This window comes from Microbulbifer sp. MKSA007, assembly GCA_032615215.1.
Classification (GTDB): domain Bacteria; phylum Pseudomonadota; class Gammaproteobacteria; order Pseudomonadales; family Cellvibrionaceae; genus Microbulbifer.
This window is the reverse complement of the sequence record CP128433.1, coordinates 5062432-5075327: the sequence shown is the minus strand read 5'-3', so window position 1 is coordinate 5075327 and position 12896 is coordinate 5062432. Positions and strand designations below refer to the sequence as shown.

General features: G+C 52.8%; 15 protein-coding genes. 3 read left to right on the top strand and 12 right to left on the bottom strand.

Going from position 1 to position 12896, the window contains the following annotated elements; translation table 11 throughout:
* The first annotated feature begins 239 nt into the window (after positions 1-239).
* Positions 240-578, top strand: coding sequence for a PAS domain-containing protein (locus QT397_25565; protein ID WNZ56168.1), 339 nt, complete (start codon positions 240-242; stop codon positions 576-578).
* Positions 579-635: 57 nt separating this feature from the next.
* Here the strand turns inward: QT397_25565 and QT397_25560 are convergent, their stop codons facing one another.
* Entirely contained in the window at positions 636-1157 is a 522-nt protein-coding gene (locus tag QT397_25560; protein WNZ56167.1) for a redoxin domain-containing protein, read from the bottom strand.
* A gap of 493 nt (positions 1158-1650) precedes the next feature.
* Here QT397_25560 and QT397_25555 point away from each other — a divergent pair, with 493 nt between their 5' ends.
* Positions 1651-2241, top strand: coding sequence for a hypothetical protein (locus QT397_25555; GenBank protein ID WNZ56166.1), 591 nt, complete (start codon positions 1651-1653; stop codon positions 2239-2241).
* A gap of 73 nt (positions 2242-2314) precedes the next feature.
* Here QT397_25555 and QT397_25550 read toward each other — a convergent pair whose 3' ends face one another.
* The 11 genes from QT397_25550 to QT397_25500 all read right to left on the bottom strand — a co-directional run bounded on the left by QT397_25550 (position 2315) and on the right by QT397_25500 (position 11747).
* Complete coding sequence (locus QT397_25550) at positions 2315-3394, bottom strand: AI-2E family transporter (GenBank protein ID WNZ56165.1); 1080 nt, start codon at positions 3392-3394, stop codon at positions 2315-2317.
* A gap of 82 nt (positions 3395-3476) precedes the next feature.
* Positions 3477-4187 carry a D-Ala-D-Ala carboxypeptidase family metallohydrolase gene (locus QT397_25545; GenBank protein ID WNZ56164.1) on the bottom strand — a complete coding sequence of 237 codons (711 nt, stop codon included), beginning with the start codon at positions 4185-4187 and terminating at the stop codon, positions 3477-3479.
* 16 nt (positions 4188-4203) lie between these two features.
* Positions 4204-4440: a hypothetical protein gene (locus tag QT397_25540; protein ID WNZ56163.1), complete on the bottom strand. Its 237-nt coding sequence runs from the start codon at positions 4438-4440 to the stop codon at positions 4204-4206.
* Positions 4418-4882 carry a hypothetical protein gene (locus tag QT397_25535; GenBank protein ID WNZ56162.1) on the bottom strand — a complete coding sequence of 155 codons (465 nt, stop codon included), beginning with the start codon at positions 4880-4882 and terminating at the stop codon, positions 4418-4420. Before QT397_25535 ends, QT397_25540 begins: the two co-directional genes overlap by 23 nt.
* Before the next feature lie 186 nt (positions 4883-5068).
* Complete coding sequence (locus QT397_25530; GenBank protein WNZ56161.1) at positions 5069-6616, bottom strand: phosphoenolpyruvate carboxykinase; 1548 nt, start codon at positions 6614-6616, stop codon at positions 5069-5071.
* Positions 6617-6834: 218 nt separating this feature from the next.
* A complete protein-coding gene (gene hslO / locus QT397_25525; GenBank protein WNZ56160.1) occupies positions 6835-7773 on the bottom strand; it encodes an Hsp33 family molecular chaperone HslO in 939 nt (312 codons plus the stop codon).
* A gap of 390 nt (positions 7774-8163) precedes the next feature.
* On the bottom strand, positions 8164-8328 hold the full coding sequence (locus QT397_25520) for a DUF4124 domain-containing protein (GenBank protein ID WNZ56159.1): 165 nt from the start codon (positions 8326-8328) through the stop codon (positions 8164-8166).
* A 19-nt stretch (positions 8329-8347) separates the two neighbouring features.
* Positions 8348-9841, bottom strand: a complete 1494-nt coding sequence (locus QT397_25515) for a serine protease (GenBank protein ID WNZ56158.1) — start codon at positions 9839-9841, stop codon at positions 8348-8350.
* Positions 9842-9926: 85 nt separating this feature from the next.
* Positions 9927-10304 (bottom strand): S4 domain-containing protein, encoded by a 378-nt coding sequence (locus QT397_25510; GenBank protein ID WNZ56157.1) that lies wholly within the window; start codon positions 10302-10304, stop codon positions 9927-9929.
* A 15-nt stretch (positions 10305-10319) separates the two neighbouring features.
* A complete protein-coding gene (gene yrfG / locus QT397_25505; protein ID WNZ56156.1) occupies positions 10320-11003 on the bottom strand; it encodes a GMP/IMP nucleotidase in 684 nt (227 codons plus the stop codon).
* A 78-nt stretch (positions 11004-11081) separates the two neighbouring features.
* Positions 11082-11747: a lysoplasmalogenase gene (locus QT397_25500; GenBank protein WNZ56155.1), complete on the bottom strand. Its 666-nt coding sequence runs from the start codon at positions 11745-11747 to the stop codon at positions 11082-11084.
* 202 nt (positions 11748-11949) lie between these two features.
* Between QT397_25500 and cysK the strand changes: the two genes are divergently transcribed.
* Positions 11950-12867 (top strand): cysteine synthase A, encoded by a 918-nt coding sequence (gene cysK / locus QT397_25495; GenBank protein ID WNZ56154.1) that lies wholly within the window; start codon positions 11950-11952, stop codon positions 12865-12867.
* Positions 12868-12896: the final 29 nt, after the last annotated feature.

Genomic DNA, 12896 nt, shown 5'->3' with positions numbered 1-12896 from the left:
GGTCTTACCAAACACGATGGAAAGACCTACTTGAAATCCACTCATATTTCATTATCAGTCCGCTCTTAATTTTTTTGTTCATGGTTGAGTTTTTTGCTAACAGTCATCTATTAATATTTATTTATTTTTGGTTTCAGCGAATAAACTTGAAAATGCAGCTATGTATAGAATCCTGAGTGATGTTGTTATTGCCTGCTAAAATTAGAGTTAATTGCTGGTATTTAGATGATTGAGACGATATGACTGCTGATGAACTGAAAGTAGTTGCCGAGGTTCCATTTTTATTTTGGGTTAAAGATCAAACAGGCGTATATCTATGGGGTAATCGCCAAATATGTCAATTGGCCGGTGGTGAAGTGACTGGTAAGACAGACCGGGAACTTCCTTGGTCAAATAATGCTGATGCATTAAAAGCTGCGGATGATCGGGTTTTTTCCTCAGGGAAACCCGAGCACCTGCAAGAGTATGTCGATAAATCCAGCCGAGGAGAGGTTACGTTGAATGTCTGCAAGTGGTTGGATGAATTTGAAGGGCGGGATTGCTGTTTTGGGATATCTTTTGTCATTGATTCCCAATAGCCCAATAGAGCACTGGGCTATTCCACCATATATTTAGTCACTCCGGACTATTTATTTTCAGGCTGACGCCTTTTTAACACCCAATTCACCAAGCGTTCGCGCTATATCCTCTGCGCTGGTTGCCGGTTTAATATCTTTGTCAATTTTTTTAATTCGTCCATCTTTACCGATATAAATGGTAACGCGACGGGCGATATTCATTACGGGAATAAGTACATCGTACGCTTTAGCCGTTTCACCGGTGGGGTCGCTGAGTAACGGGAAGTCCGCTTCGCTCTCTTCAGCAAATCGAGTGTTATCGTCAAGATCATCTGTACTGGCCATAAAGTAAGTGACTTCATAATCTTTGATCAAGTGACCGTTTTGGGCGAGCGATTTACATTCTATGGTGCAGCCACGGGTGAATGCCTTGGGAAACCAGGCGATCACAACAGCGCTTTTTCCCTGGAGGTCCGCCAATGTGTGGGTTTGGCCATCAGACCCCTTGAGAGTGAAATTTGGCGCCATTTCACCAACTTCCAGAGCGAGGGTGGGAAGGCTGATAAACGCCGTAATTAAGAAAGTCAGCAGATATTTCACGAATATTTCCCTTGTAGTTTACCGATACGCCTATGCTACTGCCCTAAGGTCTAACTGGCCAATAGCTCAGCTATAACTGCTATGCTTTATGCGCCAAAGTAAGAATATTGGTGCGTCAATGCACCGTTATGGACTTGCCGTTTTGCAGGGGCTTAAATGCGCTTTGACAGCCTTTTCTATACTCTGCCACTTTGGGCCTAGTCGCATTCGTTTTGGCATTTACCTAAGGAACCTCTGAATAACTCCGTAATGCCTCTGCGGGTCTTGAAGGCTGCAGATGTTAGGCGCAGCTCGCCGCGAATGGCTCAGTCCTTTGCAAGAGCTGCAACGCAGCAGCTGTGGCCTTCAAGGCCCGCCTTCGGGGCTTGCAGAGCGATTCACACTCCGCGTTGCGACTTCTTGAAAGGTCTGGACATTCCTGCGAAGCCGCGCCTTGATTGAGAACCGCTCTGCATGCCAGAGGTATCACGGAGTTATTCAGAGATTCCTTGATATGACAGCCGACCGATTTAATGAGCGCAAGGCATTGCTGTTGCAGGAGGTCAATACCATCCAGGCCGCATATTTAAATGCGAGCTTTTTGCAATTTGATAAGCAGGATAAGGCGCGAGACCTAATAGCTGAATATGCAAATCTCAGGGATATTGACCCATCAATCGCCGTCACTCCGGAAGATGTAGCTCGCAGTGAGGAAATTCACCAGGCTCTTTGGCGTTTGATCGAGGCGCATATCGCACAGGATTACAATGCCGATTATTTACGCCAGTTTGCCGAGCAGGTTAACGGGATGGTAGATCTGCACCGTGCCAGGGTTGTGGTTGGGCTGCAATACCGTATACCGGGTCCACTCTGGCTCTCCCTGTACTTTATGACCATTTTGGCGATGCTGGCAATTGGATACCAGTTGGGGATAAGTCGCGGGGGATCTGCCCAGGTAGTTATAGCTTTGGCCCTGACTTTCTCAACAGTGATTTTACTGGTGGCGGATTTGGATCGGGCAAATGAGGGAGCACTGTTGGTTGATCAGTCGCCGATGAGCGATCTCAATTTGCAGCTGAAAGAGCTACAGGAGGCTGCCCACTGAGCTGTTGTGCGAGCTGACTTTGCATATTAATTGGGTGGGGCGGAATTAAGGCTTTTCCGCCCCGGGGAACAGGTTAAAGATCTTCAGGTTTTTGTGGCATTAAGACATCTTCGGGATGCACAAACTCACGCATAAAAATCTCCCAAAAGGCGAGGAATAATGCAGCGAGCAGAGGCCCTATCGCAAAGCCACTGATTCCAAACATAAACAGACCGCCGACAGTGGAGAAAAGCACTAAATAGTCAGGGAGTTTTGTGTCTCGACCCACCAATATTGGGCGCAACAGGTTATCTACCAAGCTGATCACGGTGAAACCATAGGCGAGTAAAATCGTTGCCTTCATGGGTTCGCCAATAGCATAGAGGTAGATAGAAGCGGGGAACCAGATCAATGCGGCACCGACGGCGGGCAATAATGACAACAGGGTCATTAAAACACCCCAAAGCACCGGTGCCGGTAGGCCCAGCACCCAGAAAATAATTCCGCCCAAGCCGCCCTGGGTAATAGCGACTACCAGATTTCCTTTGATGGTTGCGCGAGTGACTTCAGCGAACTTTGCCAACAAAAGGTGCTCGCGCTCATCACCCAGTGGCAGGGCGTGGATAATCAGGTTTACCAGTCTTTCACCATCGCGAATCAGAAAGAAGGTGAGGTAGAGCATTAAGCCCAACATAACGAAAAAGTTAACAGTATTCTGTCCGACCTCAATCGCATTTTTTGCGACGAAGCTACCGGCATTCATCACTCCACCCATCAGGCGCTGCTTGGCCTCCTCGACATCCACGCCAATACTCTCGAGCGTGCTGTTAACCCTGGGGAAAGCACTGCGAATCTGCTCAAAGGATTTAGAAACATCAATTTGTCCTTCCTGGATCCGGTGATACAGAGTTACCGCTTCATTAATAAAAGAGGTGGCCACTACCAATACGGGTATCACCAATAGAACGATACACATAAACAGGGTTAGCAGAGCCATTAAATTAGGCGAATTGGGAAAGCGCTGCATCAGCAGACGGTACACGGGGTAGAAAATCAGTGCGGTGGCACAAGCCCAAAAAATAGGGGTAAAGAAGGGTTTTATTAGGAGTAAAAAAGCTACGCTGACCAATAACAAGGTCAATATAAATGAGCGCCTTTCCAGTTTTTCTTGCACTGCGACTTCCTCTGCTTCTCTTTCGGCAGCCCAGTGGTAGGGCGCCTAATTTTTGCTCTATCTAAGCAGATGCAGTGGGGTTTTACCAGCGCCTATATCCGCACGTATCCACGTGAAATCGAATGCCCCGATAGATTCCGAGGCCCATTTGCCACTCGCGGCCGTTGCGCTTGTGGATATCCCTCAGTACGGGCACCAATTGCTCTCGGGAGAACTTCTTTTTCGGAACTATATCCAGCCCGCAGAAATGCAGATGTTTACTTCCCTTGGAACCCCCGGCCTTACGGTTGTAATCCACTGTGCGCCACCCGGAGACCACTGTTACCGGGCCGACGCGGGGCACTATTTCCCGCTCGATTACCCGCAGAGTATTTACGATGCCCCACCAGAGCTCCTTGGGAGGGATGGCGAATGCGGGTTCGTCCAAATCCTGCCAGTCACTGCCCTGACGCAATAGCTCATAGGGTTGCACAACCTGTTCAACCCGGTTGGAGCGCAGGAATTTTTTGAGTTGAGTAAAGCGTGCATGGTTATTGCCTTTGCTCAGGAAGCGGCTGAATGCCCTCTCGGAAGCTGCCGGATAGCCCTGGATATCGTAAACCTCCGGGATCATTAGCAGCGGGAGGATATCGATAGGGGATTTCACCCGGTCATCAGCCTCGCGCGCTCGTTCGTAAGTAAAAACAAATAGACCGGTGAGAATCGCCAGTGCGATTGCCCCAATGATGATGATCCGCCGGCGCAGTTGACGCTGGCCGATTTCTACGTATTCTTTGTTACTTTGCATAACCATCGGGCAGCTCCCTCAATTACCAGGTGCGATAGCCACAGGTATCGACATGAAACAGGACATCGTCAATCAGGCCCATCCCGACATTGCTATCGGGACCGAGGCGTGCGTGCAGTGTGCTTAGCTCTTCAGCGAGTTCGTTTTTACCGATATTGGAATTCGGAATTAAGTCCAGCCCGCAAAAGTCACGGTGGCGGGGCTGGTCTTCGGTCGCAAGTTTTCGGTTGTAGGCATCAGTGCGGTAAGCGGAAACCACAGTGACAGGGCCAATTAGCGGTATTACCTGGTCTCGTACCAGGGTGAGGGTTTTCACAATATTGGACCACTGGTCCCTGGGTGGTATGGCGAATGGGGGTTCCCCCAGTTCCAGCCAGTCCCCCCTGTCGCAGAAGATCACGAATAGGAAAAACCTCGGCGACACCCCGGTCCCGAAGCAATTGATTGAGTGCTTGTACGCTGGAGCGGTTACTGCCCTCTCGCAGGAATTTGTTAAAGGTCTCCTCGTTGGCGAGGCGATAGCCACGCTGTTCGACATAGGACTTCTCTTGCGAGGAGAGGAATAGATAGAGCCAGAGGGTAAACAGGATGGCACTGAGTATTAAAGTGAGGGCACTGACGACCACCCGATTGACTCTTTGCCCGGGCGGCTTGTGTGGGAACAGAGTTTCGAAGCGAGTAAACGAGTTACCTGCGGACATAGTGCTCGCGATTGCTGCTGAGAGAGTTTTTCCTCCGACGCTAAAATCGTCGGCGCCTGTTTACTCACTATAGCCGCAAAAATCGACGGGCTGCGGGCTTGGGATCAGCCACAAAAAAAGCCGCCGCTCCTGGGGGAGCAGCGGCTTTTGGGTCACGGACAGCGCACTGTGCCCGACAACCTCTACTTAGGCTTTAGGGCCTGCATTTTTAACGTCTTCGCTGACATTGAACTTCTCAATGTTCTCGGCGAACAGCTTGGCCAGCTTGCCTGCCTGATCGTCGTAAGCAGCTTTGTCAGCCCAGGCTTCACGAGGGTTCAGGTAAGACTTGTCCACGCCGGGCACTTCCATCGGGATATCCAGGTTCAGGGCATCCAGGTGCTCAGTGGCAACGTCTTCCAGGGCGCCGCTCTGGATAGCGGCAACGACAGAGCGGGTTACCGGAATCGGGAAGCGCTTGCCGTTGTCGCCGGAGCCGCCGGTCCAACCGGTGTTTACCAGGTAGACCTTGGAGCCGAACTCTTCGATGCGCTTCATCAGCAGGTCTGCGTATTCGCGCGGTGCACGGGGCATAAACGGCGCGCCAAAGCAGGTGGAGAAAGTCGGGTGGATACCGGCCTCTGCGCCCAGTTCGGTGGAGCCTACGCGGGCGGTGTAGCCAGACAGGAAGTGGTAAGCCGCAGCCTCTTTGGAGAGGATGGATACCGGTGGCAGTACACCGGATACATCGCAAGTCAGGAAGATAACGTTCTTCGGCTCGCCAGCGCGGTTTTCCAGCTGACGCATTTCGACGTGCTCCAGCGGGTAGGAGCAGCGACCGTTTTCAGTCAGGCTGGTGTCGCAGTAGTCAGCAGTGCCGTGATCGTTGGTTACCACGTTTTCAACGATGGCACCGAAACGGATGGCATCCCAGATTACCGGCTCATTTTTCTGGCTCAGGTCGATGGTTTTCGCGTAGCAGCCACCTTCCATATTGAAGACGGCACCCTTGGTCCAGCCGTGCTCATCGTCACCGATCAGGTAGCGCTCGGGATCTGCGGACAGGGTGGTCTTGCCGGTACCGGACAGGCCGAAGAACAGGCAGGTATCGCCATCTTCGCCGACGTTAGCCGCGCAGTGCATGGGCATCACGTCTTTTTCCGGCAGTAGGAAGTTCTGTACGGAGAACATGGCCTTCTTCATTTCGCCGGCGTAGCGCATACCGGCCAGCAGTACTTTGCGCTGACCGAAGTTGATAATTACGCAGCCTTCGGAGTTGGTGCCATCGCGCTCGGGCTCACAGACAAAGTGAGGAGCGTGCAGGATTTGCCACTCTTCCTTGGACTTGGGGTTGTACTTTTCGGCGCGGATAAACATGTTGCGGCCGAACAGGTTGTGCCATGCAGTTTGGGTGGTCACTACCACTGGCAAGTAGTGATCTTCATCCTGGCCCACATGCAGGTGCTGAACAAAAGTATCGTGACCGGCAACAAAAGCCTCTACACGATCCCACAGGGCGTCAAACTTATCCTGCGGGAAAGGACGGTTGACGTTGCCCCAGGCGATGCTGTCGGCAGTGGAGGGCTCTTCTACAACAAAGCGGTCAGCCGGGGAGCGACCGGTGCGTGCGCCGGTTTCAGTCACCAGAGCGCCTGTATCTGACAGCTTGCCCTCGCCGCGCGTCAGAGCCTGCTCTACCAATTGTGCCGGTGATAGGTTCTTGAAGACCATCGCGGAGTCGTCGATCTGTGCCATTCGTGGAATACCCGTGAAAGTTGGACAGTAAATAAAATGGGGCTGCCCGAGGTTTAGACAGCCGTAGAAAATTTTGGGGGCGCATTATTGCAAAATTCAAAATATGCGGATACCAACTATGGCTATTTTGTAGTCAATGACAGCGCTGTCATGGAAAATAATGTCGGCTTAAATTCATGCAATTTATGGCCTGATTCTTGATTATTCTTTTTCTGAATTTAACAGGGGCAGGTGGCAGGGCTGCGCTGAGGATTCGGCGGTTGCGCAGCCCTGCGCGAATTAGTGAAGAGTGTGGGGGGAGCGTTGAGGAGCGACTCAATTTGATCCCGGTCAAAGCGGTACTGGGTGTTACAGAATTGGCAGTCCGCGATAATCTCACCATGCTGCTCTTCCAGCAGGCGGTAGACATCCTCTGCACCCAGGGAAACCAGCGCCCGGGCGCTGCGCTCTCTCGAGCAGCTGCACTTGAAGCGAATAGTGTCGGTACCCAGGGTTGCCGGCTCCAATTGGTGGAATAGGCGGTGAATCAGCTCTGGGTGGGGAACGGTAAATAACTCCTCGTCAGTTACGGTCTCCGCCAAGTGAATCGCTGTTTCCCAGGCGTCCTGATTTTCTTCTTCTGTGGCGGCATTATTGCCTGGCAGAATCTGTAACATAAGACCGGCGACGGTATTGTCACTGCTTTCCAGCCATACGCGGGTAGCCAGCTGTTCCGATTGCTTAAAGTAGTCTTCCAGGCAGCCGGCCAGGTTGTCCTGCTCCATGGGAACCACACCTTGATAGCGCTCACCGCGCTTTGGCTCAAGGGTAATGGCCAGGGCTCCACGGGGGCCGATCATATCGCGCAGGGTGGCGTTTTCGTCGATTTGTGCACCCTCGGCAACTCGGGCGATGCCGCGCAGGTCGCTGTGGTGAGTGCACTCCGCCATAATCATCGGCACATCGCCTTCGCCACGGGCCTGGAGGCTCAGGACACCTTCGAACTTCAGTGTGGTTGAAAGCAGGCTGGCTGCAGTGAGGAACTCCCCTAGCAGGCGGGCTACTGGTGTAGGCAGTGGGTTGTGTTCCAGTACATCGCGGTAGGAATCAGTAAGTGTCACCACCTGTCCGCGAATATCGTGTTTGGAGAAAATAAAGCGTTCCAGCTGATCGGACATAGGTCGGGGGCTCTCGGTATTAAAACCGCAGGATTTTAGAGGTGGATATGCCTAAATGGTAGCTGTCGCTGAGTAATGGGGGAAGCCGCGCCCCTGGGGGCCGGCTAACTTATCCGCAATAGAGGTTGACCTGGCGTTGATAGTCGAGTGCCATCTGTTCGCGCTCCCGCTCTGTGCGGCGTACTTCCTTGCCATTGTCGTCAAAAAATACGACCCGGCCCTGTAATATTTTTAGGTTTTTGCGGGCCTTGCTACAGGCCTTGTCTCTTTGTTGTTGTCTTTCCTGCGCTTCACGATTTAAGCGCTCCTGGTATTGTTGTTCGATATTCCGCGGCTGTTCCGATTGGCTGCGTCTGGGTGCTGTGGTGGCATCGGCAGAATTAATGGGGGTCAGGTTGCCAGAAATATCCTTGGCCTCTGCGTGGGCCGGGGGCGGTCACCAAAGTGCACCCGGCCATCGTCGTCGACCCAGCGATACAGTTCCCCTGCATTAACATTGGCGGTCAGGAGCAGACCGCCAAAAATGCTGGATAAGTACAGTAACTTTATGGGCATCCTTTGCCTCTCCCGATGTTTATTCTTCTTTATTGGCCAGCTGGCTGAACAACCCCTGTGAATGGCGCTGGGGGATATGGTAGGTCTGCAGTATCAGAGGCTGCTGCTCCTGGGCCTCTGCCGCATCCAAGACCATCCGATAACCGGAGCGGTCGCGCAAATCTACAAAGTCCCGTTTGTTGCCTTCCATCAATTGAGCGAACTCGTCGAAGTCCTTGATGCTGTGGCCATTTACTGAGTCGATAATCCAGTTCTTCCAGTCGTGGTAACCGAGGTTCACATTGGCGGGCAGTACTTTCAGGGCGACGACCAGCTCGCGGCGCTCCTCGTCACTCCATTGATTGCGGGCATAGAGGTAGTCAATAGGCGCCTTGGAGTGCCAGTTTTTGCCCCAGCGTTTGATCAGGTTCATATTCAGGGGCACAAAGACAACACCGCCGTAGATATAGTAGCGGGGCTGGCGGTCAAATTGCTCTCCCAGCACCATAGCGCGTGAGGGAGGTGTTGCGGCCAGCGTGACCTCAGCGGTCTGCTCTTTACCATCGCGGGAGAAGCGCACGGGTAAACGTTCACCGACATGGTGGCGGTCCACAGCATAGTGGTAGTTGGTGCGCTGGTTTTCCCTCCATTCCACAGTCCGGTCAGCCGCTACTTTAAAGCCATCGACTTCGAGCAGGACATCGCCGGGTTTAAACACTTCAGCTGCGGGGGAATTGTCGAACACTTTAACGACCATGGCACCATCCTGGTCTTCCTCGAGACCGGCCGCTTTTTTCATCGATGGGCTTTCCAGGCTCTGGGTTACCAGTCCCAGTTCGGGGAACCCTTGGTGCACATTGTCCTTGGCATCTTCTAAGACATGAGCGATCACGCTGGGGGGGACAAAGTAACCCAGGTTTTCAGCGCTCTGGTTGGTTTGCATGGCCACGCCGACGATGCGGCCATTGGAGATAACCGGACCGCCGCTGTTGCCCGGGTTGATGGCCGCATCTATCTGGCCCGCCATCAGGTAACTTTCCGCATGGGCATAATATTGGTGCTCCACGCGGGAGAGTACTCCGCGGGTAATCGAAAGGGATTTGCCACCAATTGGGTAGCCGTAGACGGTGACCTCTTCCTGCAGGTCGGGCAATTTTCCGAGGGCCAGGGGGCGGGTATCGTTGAAAAAGCTTTCGTCATCGACGGTCAGCAGGGCGAGGTCGGCATCGTGGGAGACAAATTTCACTCGGGCGCGGAATTTCTTTGCATCGCCGTGGCGCTGTACCTGGATAAAGCTGCCGTTGGCCACTACGTGTGCGTTGGTCAGGATCTGCTGGTTGCGGATGACGGCACCGGAACCGGACAGCTGCTTGGGGTTGAGCAGGGCCCAGGGATTGAAATAATCCGGGGCGGCGGCGGTGGTGTAAATCTTGATGATTGAGCGCTTGAGCTGCTCGTGTTCTCGGCTGTCTGCTAGGGCGGTTTGGGTACCGAGCAAAATCAGCAGGGAAATGGCGATCAGTCGTTTCAACATGGCTGTTTTCTATCCGGTTAAGTGGGGGCAGTTTAGCAGCTAAAGTGGGAAATGGCGGAAATTTCACCACTTTTGTCTGCTGAGTCTACTCTTGTTCCCGCAGGAAGCGGTGTATCTGGCGGCGTTGCTTTTTATTGGGTCGCTCCTGTTGTATCCCGGCATTGGCTGCCTGTCGCTCGGTTTTTTCTTTTTCCCGACGGGCGATACTGTCTTCGGTCTCGCGGTATAAGGTGCGCGCAATCTCGGCGCCGCGCCGCTGATCCGATAGAGCGATTACTTCAACTTCCAGTAAATCCCAGCCCTGGCGGATGCTCAGTTTGACACCGGTAGTGACTTCCTTGCTGGCTTTGACCCGCTGGCCATCGGCGTGGACTTTTCCACCTTCGATCGCCTGCTTGGCAATACTGCGAGTCTTAAAGAAGCGCGCGGCCCAGAGCCACTTATCGATACGTACTTTTTCCATGGTTTCCTTGTGAAATCAGGCGGACCCGGTGTCCAGTCTGCTGCGGTTAAAAGCCATGATCTCATCAAAATGATGGATCGCCGGGAAGTTAGTGATTTCCCGTTTGGGCCCGCGGCTATCCGGTTGGCGAATACACAATAGGTGGGCGATACCGTAGTCCTGGGCCGCGCTCAGAACAGATTGGTTATCGTCGACAAACAGGGTGTTCTCCGGGTCAAATTCCAGGTTATCTCGCAGAGAGTCCCAGAAATTGGCACTCTCCTTGGCATGTCCATAATCATGGGAGGAGATGATGCCGTCAAACCAGCGGTCAATACCGGTGATCTCCAGCTTGTGATCCAGCCCTTGACGGTGCGCATTGGTCACAAGGTAGGTGGGCTTTTGCAGTTGTTGCAGGCCGCTCAGAAACGCCTCAGTGTGAGGGCGCAGGGCGATTCGGGTCTCGATCTCGCGCAATATGCTGAGGATATCCAGCTCCAATTTTTCCGCCCAGAAGTCCAGGCAGTACCACTCCAGAGTGCCGCGGCGGGCATTGATCTCAGCTTCGAGCTTCTGCTGGGCTTCCTGCGGGTCAAAGCCGTGGACTTCTGCGTAGCGCTTGGGCAGGTGCGTAAGCCAAAAATGATTGTCGTAATGCAAATCCAGCAGGGTGCCGTCCATGTCCAGCAATACGGTATCGATACTTCGCCAATCGAGCATGGGAGCTATGTACCTCTTTGAAATGGGGCGGGAAGACAAGTTTAGTTGGCTTGCCAGTGCCTTCCCGGATCGTTTGCATTATGCCTGGGCGCGGCGGATTCCGTACAGGATACACAGTTGCGCACTGTAGTAGGTGAGCATAATGGCGGCATCGGCTAGCGGTAGTGGGGTGATGAACTTGTTAATAGCAATTAATGTATCTGAAGCCATAAAGATGACAGCCCCGGCAAGTAGCAGGGTGGCGTCACCCTTGTGCATTGCGGCGGCGACTGCCATGGCGAGGATAGCCAGCAGATACGCTAATACTGCCGGGGCTAAATCCCCAGCAGCAGGGAGGATAATTTGAGCCAAAAGCAGTGCGGCAATCACTATAGGCAGTGTCCGAATAAGGTTGCGCCGATTGGGGGGCTCCGCAAAACGCAGGAAGCCCAGCGCGTAGATTAGCTGGGCAATAAGAAAAGCACCCAGTCCAAACACAAAGTGTTGGGGGAATTGCATTTCGAGGAGTACATCCCCGATGGCGGAGGAACTGAGGGCTAGAAAAGTGAAAAGCAGGGTTTTGCCCCGCAGCTCCAGTCTGGCAATCATCATTAGGCACAGTATCGGCAGCGCTTTTAGCGCGGGCATCCACAAGTTATCCAGCTTCCAGGTATCCAGAAAGATGAATAAAGTGGCACTGGCCAGGAACATCGGTACCAGGTAATTGCGAAAGTTGTGCTGGGGTGCGGAATTTTCTACGGACATAGGTACTTACCTTATTTTTATTTTGTATACCTCCCCATCAATTTAACGGTTTTCCTCCGCATCATCGATAGCTTGTACTCTCTAATTCCAATTGAGTTTTCTCCAGTGCCGGCCGCGGGACATTTCTGGGGTAATATGGAGCATCGAAAATACATGCCCGGCAGTTGTTTGCCTTGAGCACTAGTCATGGAGAGCCTCACCGATGAAAGCGGCCAATATTCTGGAAACAATCGGCAATACCCCTCACGTAAGAATCAATCACCTCTTTCGCCCCGATATAGAAGTTTGGATGAAGGTAGAGCGCTTTAATCCGGGCAGCAGTATTAAGGACCGAATTGCCTTGGCGATGATTGAGGATGCGGAGCGTCGTGGAGCCCTGCAGCCCGGTGGGGTAATAATCGAACCGACCTCTGGTAATACGGGTATTGGACTGGCGATGGTTGCTGCCGTGAAGGGTTATCGCCTGATCCTGACCATGCCGGAGTCTATGTCGGTAGAGCGTCGCCAGGTCATGAAGGCAATGGGCGCAGAATTGGTCCTTACACCTAAAGAGCGCGGTATGGGCGGTGCTATTGCTAAGGCGGAGGAGTTATTGGCCTCACATGCGAATAGCTGGATGCCCCAACAATTTAATAACCGCGCCAATGCCCAGGTGCACCGGGATGTTACCTCCAAGGAAATCTTGGCAGACTTTCCTGAGGGGCTGGATTATATGATTACCGGTGTGGGTACTGGCGGGCATATCACGGGTTGTGGTGAAGTCTTAAAAGAGCACTTTCCCAAATTACAGGTCTATGCGGTAGAGCCGGAGAAATCACCGGTGATTAGCGGTGGAGAAAAAGGCCTGCATCGTTTGCAGGGTATCGGCGCCGGCTTTGTACCCCAGGTACTCAATACGGAAGTACTCGACGGTACTGTTTTGGTGAGTGAGGAAGACAGTTTTGAAATGGCGCGTCGCTGCGCATTAAAAGAGGGAATTTTTGTGGGTATCTCCTCCGGTGCCAGCCTTGCGGCCCTGAAAAAGCGCGAAGGGGAGATGGATGCGGGCAGCCGGGTACTGGTATTCAGCTATGACACTGGTGAGCGCTATCTGTCCGTTCAGGACCTTTTCTCCGCCTAAGACTTTATAATGGTGAGTTAACAGAGTAT

What these genes read in the sequence shown, in the direction of transcription:
- QT397_25555 (WNZ56166.1), top strand. Translation starts at nt 1,651, where the DNA reads ATGACAGCCGACCGATTTAATGAGCGCAAGGCATTGCTGTTGCAGGAG.
- QT397_25535 (WNZ56162.1), bottom strand. Translation starts at nt 4,882, where the DNA reads ATGTCCGCAGGTAACTCGTTTACTCGCTTCGAAACTCTGTTCCCACAC.
- QT397_25520 (WNZ56159.1), bottom strand. Translation starts at nt 8,328, where the DNA reads ATGCCCATAAAGTTACTGTACTTATCCAGCATTTTTGGCGGTCTGCTC.
- QT397_25565 (WNZ56168.1), top strand. Translation starts at nt 240, where the DNA reads ATGACTGCTGATGAACTGAAAGTAGTTGCCGAGGTTCCATTTTTATTT.
- QT397_25510 (WNZ56157.1), bottom strand. Translation starts at nt 10,304, where the DNA reads ATGGAAAAAGTACGTATCGATAAGTGGCTCTGGGCCGCGCGCTTCTTT.
- QT397_25500 (WNZ56155.1), bottom strand. Translation starts at nt 11,747, where the DNA reads ATGTCCGTAGAAAATTCCGCACCCCAGCACAACTTTCGCAATTACCTG.
- QT397_25545 (WNZ56164.1), bottom strand. Translation starts at nt 4,187, where the DNA reads ATGGTTATGCAAAGTAACAAAGAATACGTAGAAATCGGCCAGCGTCAA.
- cysK (WNZ56154.1), top strand. Translation starts at nt 11,950, where the DNA reads ATGAAAGCGGCCAATATTCTGGAAACAATCGGCAATACCCCTCACGTA.
- yrfG (WNZ56156.1), bottom strand. Translation starts at nt 11,003, where the DNA reads ATGCTCGATTGGCGAAGTATCGATACCGTATTGCTGGACATGGACGGC.
- hslO (WNZ56160.1), bottom strand. Translation starts at nt 7,773, where the DNA reads ATGTCCGATCAGCTGGAACGCTTTATTTTCTCCAAACACGATATTCGC.
- QT397_25515 (WNZ56158.1), bottom strand. Translation starts at nt 9,841, where the DNA reads ATGTTGAAACGACTGATCGCCATTTCCCTGCTGATTTTGCTCGGTACC.
- QT397_25530 (WNZ56161.1), bottom strand. Translation starts at nt 6,616, where the DNA reads ATGGCACAGATCGACGACTCCGCGATGGTCTTCAAGAACCTATCACCG.